This is a genomic window from Nocardia tenerifensis NBRC 101015, from assembly GCF_000308715.1.
GTDB classification, from domain to species: domain Bacteria; phylum Actinomycetota; class Actinomycetes; order Mycobacteriales; family Mycobacteriaceae; genus Nocardia; species Nocardia tenerifensis.
In genome coordinates this window covers 1-5,093 of sequence record NZ_BAGH01000512.1, presented here as the reverse complement: position 1 = coordinate 5,093, position 5,093 = coordinate 1, and the positions used below count along the sequence as shown (strand labels likewise).

At 70.5% G+C, this 5,093-nt stretch carries 5 protein-coding genes; all 5 read left to right on the top strand.

The features are described 5' to 3' along the window. Positions 1–148 precede the first annotated feature (148 nt). Positions 149–937 carry a glutamate racemase gene (locus tag ON39_RS34785; protein ID WP_040740555.1) on the top strand — a complete coding sequence of 263 codons (789 nt, stop codon included), beginning with the start codon at positions 149–151 and terminating at the stop codon, positions 935–937. A 42-nt stretch (positions 938–979) separates the two neighbouring features. After that, positions 980–1,924: a winged helix-turn-helix transcriptional regulator gene (locus ON39_RS34780; protein WP_040740556.1), complete on the top strand. Its 945-nt coding sequence runs from the start codon at positions 980–982 to the stop codon at positions 1,922–1,924. A gap of 57 nt (positions 1,925–1,981) precedes the next feature. Continuing rightward, positions 1,982–3,442, top strand: a complete 1,461-nt coding sequence (locus ON39_RS34775; RefSeq protein ID WP_040740554.1) for a carotenoid oxygenase family protein — start codon at positions 1,982–1,984, stop codon at positions 3,440–3,442. Next, positions 3,439–4,422 (top strand): LLM class F420-dependent oxidoreductase, encoded by a 984-nt coding sequence (locus ON39_RS34770; protein ID WP_040740553.1) that lies wholly within the window; start codon positions 3,439–3,441, stop codon positions 4,420–4,422. The genes ON39_RS34775 and ON39_RS34770 overlap by 4 nt, the downstream gene beginning before the upstream one ends. Beyond that, positions 4,415–5,093, top strand: a 679-nt coding sequence (locus ON39_RS34765) for a thiolase family protein (RefSeq protein WP_040740552.1), incomplete at its 3' end; no start/stop codon positions are given. The genes ON39_RS34770 and ON39_RS34765, both read left to right, overlap by 8 nt.

The window sequence follows — 5,093 nt, the reverse complement described above, 5'->3', positions numbered from 1 at the left end:
CGGTGACGAGGGCGGTTTTGCCGGTCAGGTCGGTCATGGGTGTACTCCTGCTGTTAGGGAACGATCCCTAACAACAGGAAGTCTCAACAATTGATTCCGTCCGTGGGTGGACGCGTCGCCGCCCCCACCCAGCGGGCATGATCAGCCGGTGAGCTCTTTACACCGACCGATCGCGGTCTTCGACGCCGGCCTCGGTAGCTACTCCGCGGTGGAACTCCTGCACCAGCGCCTGCCCGACCGCGACATCGTCTACCTCGCCGACCGCGCCAGCTTCCCCTACGGCGCGAAGGACCGGGCCGAGCTGTTGTCGGTGGTCGAGCGCGCGGTCCGCTATCTGGCCGAGCTCGAGCCGTGCGCGATCCTGCTGGCCTCCAACGCCCCCTCGGTGACCATCCTCGACGACTTGCGCGGTCCGGCACCGATATTCGGCGTGCGCCCACCGGTTCGCGAGGCGCTCGGGGTGGCGGGCGAGGTGGCGGTGCTCGGCGTGCGGTCCCTGGTGGAAAGCGCCGAGCTGGCCGAATTCCTGCGTGCCGAGGCGGGCGCGGATAACGTGCGGGTCCACGCGGTGAACGCTTCGTCGCTGGTCGAATTGGTGGAGAGCGGCGATTTCCTGTTCCGGCGCGAACACACCTCGAGCGTCATCGCCGAATTCTTGGACGCCCTCCTCGCGGAGCATCCCGGCATCGCCGCGGTGACACTGTCCAGCACCCATTTGCCTTGGCTGCGTGACTATTTCGAGCGCGCACGGCCCGAACTGCGTTTGTTCGACCCGATCGAGGGCGTGGTCGACCAGATCCGCCCGCTGTCGATGCCGGGCAGCGGTATCGTGCGCGGACTCGTCACCGAGAACGAGCGCTACCCCGCAAGCGAGTTCCGCGACATGCTCGCCCGGCTCGAGATCGACCTCGCGCTGGAGTCCGTCGTCATTCCATAAACCAATGGACTACAGTTAACGAAGTGGATGAAGGTGGATGTGATGAGTGAACAAGGCGCCGAGTCGGCCCTCCACCCCGTCGCGGCCACCTTCGACCTGCTCGGCGACCGCCTGACGCTGACCATCCTGCGCCACGCGTTCGTCAACCACACGCGCCGCTTCAACCAGTGGATCGAGCGCACCGGCGCGCCGCCGGCCGTGCTCACCGCGCGACTCGCGGCCCTGGTCGACGCGGGCGTGTTCGTCCGCGTCCCGCAAGCCGGCGCGCCGGACCGCTTCGACTATCGGCTCACCGATCTGGGCTTGGCGACCTGGGAGATCCTGGTCTCCGTCTGGGGCTGGCAGCGCGAGTGGACCGCCGAGGGCGCGCTGCACCCGGACCTGGTGCACGGCGCGTGCGGCCACCGCGGCCCGCCGGTGCTGATGTGCCGGGGCTGCGGCCGCACGGTCACCCCGCGCGACACCGAGGTCGAACTCGGCGATGATGCGTTGTGGCGCTTCACCTCCGGCGGCAGGCGCCGGGCCCGCGCGCCCGTCTCCGACCGGGCCGACATGCGGTTCGACGAGGTGATGGCGGCGATCGGCGACCGATGGAGCGCCACCGTGACGGGCCTCGCGCTGGCCGGCATGCGCCGATTCACCGCGTTCCGCACGGCCATGAACATGTCGCCGACCACGCTGACCGAGCGGCTGTCCCGGCTCTGCGACGCCGAGATCCTTTGCCGCAGTGGCGAAGGCGCGGGGCGCGAGTACCGGCTGACCCCGCGCGGCCGCGCGCTGTTCGGGATCTTCGCGTTCCTGCTCGCGTGGTCAGAGCTGGCGCACCCCGAGGCGCCGGAATCGGGGCTGCTCATCAGGCACCGCAAGTGCGGCGCGCCCTTGCGGCCCGCACTGCGTTGCCGCGGCTGCGACACCCACCTCGCCCGCACCGACGTCCGGTTCGAGCCGCTGTCGCACACCGTCATCGATCGCCTCAGGAGCTCTTGACACCGATCCGTGAGACGCGTATCACTTCATTAACTGTACTGAAGGGCTACGCGACTCATGACGCTCGAGGAAGAACTCATCGCACCGGCAGCGCAGGCGCTGACCAACCCGTACCTGGAGGGCATGTACGCGCCGACCGCCGAGGAGATCACCGCCCCGAATCTCCCTGTCCTGCAAGGCGAACTCCCCGCCGATCTCGACGGCGTGTACGTGCGCAACGGCCCGAACCCGCAGTTCGCCCCGATCGGCCGCTACCACTGGTTCGACGGCGACGGCATGCTGCACGCGGTGCACTTCGAGAACGGCAAGGCCACCTACCGCAATCGCTACATCCGCACCACGGAGTTCGAGGCCGAGCGCGCCGCGGGAACGGCCCTGTGGCGCGGCGTGATCGAGCCCTGGGACGACAACCCGCCCGGCGACCGCAGAGAGCGCAACTCCGCCAACACCGACGTCGTCTTCCACCACGGCAACCTGCTCTCGCTGTGGTACCGCGCGGGCAAACCCTATGCGCTGGACCCGATCAGCCTCGAGACCCGCGGCGTCGACACCTTCGGCGGCACGCTGCCCGGCGAGATCTCCGCGCACGCCAAGGTCGACGAGCGCACCGAGGAGTTCATCTTCTTCGACTACGGCATCCACGCGCCGTATCTGCGCTACGGCGTGGCCGATCCGTCCGGCACGGTCACCCACTACACCGGCCTCGAGCTGCCCGGCCCGCGCCTGCCGCACGACATGGCGATCACCGAGAACTACTCGATCCTCATGGATCTGCCGCTCTACAACGATCCGAGGGCCGCCGCGGCGGGCCGGTTCAAGCTCTTCTTCGACCGCACCCTGCCGAGTCGTTTCGCGGTGCTGCCCCGGCGCGGCGACGGCGCGCGGGCGCGCTGGTTCGAGGCCGCGCCGGGCTACATCTATCACACGGTCAACTCGTGGGAGGAGGGCGACGAGATCGTCATGGTGGTCTGCCGCGTCTCGAAGCCCAGCCCGGTGTCCGACCGCGCGAACCCCCTCGCCCAGCTGCTCGCCTACCTGCGACCCGAGGCGAAACTGCACAGGTACCGATTCAATCTGCGCACCGGTGCCACCGTCGAAGAGCCCATGGACGACGTCAACACCGAATTCCCCGCCATAGACCAGGGTCTCACCGGCCGGCGTGGCCGCTGGTCCTATCAGATGCGCCTATCGGTAGACAGCACAATGCTTTTCGACGCCGTGATCAAATACGACCTACGCAGCGGCGCCAAGGAGACACAGCCCTTCGGCGACGGCGTCTTCGGCAGCGAGCTCACCGTGGTCCCGCGCCCGGACGCCCGCGACGAGGACGACGCCTGGCTGACGATGTTCGCGTTCAACAGCCACACCCAGCTGTCCGAGGTGTGGATCTACGACGCCGCCGACCTCTCCGCCGGGCCGACGTGTCGGCTCGGCCTCCCGACGCGGGTGCCGCTCGGTTTCCACGCCACCTGGGTCGGCGGCGAGCGGATGCGCGCGGCCGCGCACCCGGTCGGGTGAGCGCCGCCGACCGCGGACTCAGCGTGAGCCTGCCGTACTGGCAGGACCGCGATCCGCTGGACGCGCTCGCCGTCGCCGAGGCGGCCGAGAAGCTGGGCTACCGCCGCCTGTGGATCGGGGAGATGGCCACCTTCGACGCCTTCGCCCTGGCGACCGCCGTCGGACAGGCGCCGGGCCGAATGCCGTTGTGCCTCGGGCCGTTCGCCGTGGACGTCCGCAGCCCGGCCACCCTCGCCATGGGCGTCGCCAGTGTCGCGGCGCTCACCGGCCGGCGCGTCGATGTCGCGATCGGCAGCTCGAGCACCGTCGTGGTGCACGACTGGCACGGCCGCGAAAGACGCCGCACCGCCGCGCATCTCGCGGACACGGCGCACATCCTGCGCGGGCTGCTCGCGGGCGACAAGGTCGATTTCGCGGGGACGGTGGAGCGCAGCACGGGCTACCGGCTCCGGCTCCCGCCGCCGCCATCGTCGATCGCGGTCGCCGCGTTCGGCGCGGGCGCGCTGGCCGCCGCCGCGCGCACGGCCGACCGGGTGGTGCTCAATCTGGTCACGCCCGAACAGGTTTCGCGGTGCGCCGAGCTGGTTCGGGAGGCCGCCGGAGGACGGCCGAGTCCCGCCGTCTCGGTGTGGGTCACGGCCGCCGCCCGCCCCACGCCCGACATCCTCGCCACGGTCCGCCGCGGTGTCGTCGGCTATCTGCGCGCGCCGGGCTACGCCGCCATGTTCGAGGAGGCGGGCTTCGGCAAGATCGTGCGCCTCGCCCGTTCCGGCGCGCACCCGCGCGATGTCCTGGCGGCCGTGCCCGACGAATTGCCGGCGGCGGTAGGCATTTTCGGCGACGACCTCACACTCCGGCGCCGCCTCGACGCCTACCGCGACGCGGGTGCGGACGAGATCGTCGTCGTGCCCGCCACCTCCGCCGACGACCCGGCGGGCCACCGCACGCTGGAGACCCTCGCGAGGATCGACCGTGCCTGAGGCCTACATCTACGACGCCATCCGGCTGCCTCGGGCGAGGGTTCGTAAGGCCGGAGGCACGCTCGCCGAGATTCCGCCCTACGAGCTGTTCGGGCAGTTGCTCACCGCGCTCGAAAGCCGCTCGCTCAGCGCCGATTCCGTCGACGACATCGTGGTCGGCATCGGCACGCCGGTGGGGGAGCAGGGCGGGAATCTCGCCCGTGCGGCGGCCCTCTGGGCGGGCTGGCCGGACCGGGTGCCCGGCGGTGTGGTGTCGCGGCTGTGCTGCTCCGGGCTCGACGCGGTCGATATCGCCGCGGCCCGGGTCGCCGCGGGCTACGCGGAGGTGATCGTGGCGGGCGGGGTGGAGTCCATGTCGCGGGTGCCGATGCTGTCGGATCGGCCCGCCATCGCCACGGACGCCGATCTCGGCGAACGCACGGGATTCGTGACGATCGGTGTGTCCGCCGACCTCACCGCCGCCGCCTTCGGCATCACCCGTGCCGAACTCGACGCCTACGCCGTCCGATCGCACCGAAAAGCCTGCGCCGCACCGAGTTCCGGATCGGTGATCCCGGTCGTCAAGGGCGGATCCGTGCTGCTCGCCGCCGACGAAGGCGCCCGCGCCGACGCCGGCAGCGACTCCTTCGCCGCGCTGCCCGCCCTGTTCGGTGACGATCCCGCCTGGGCAC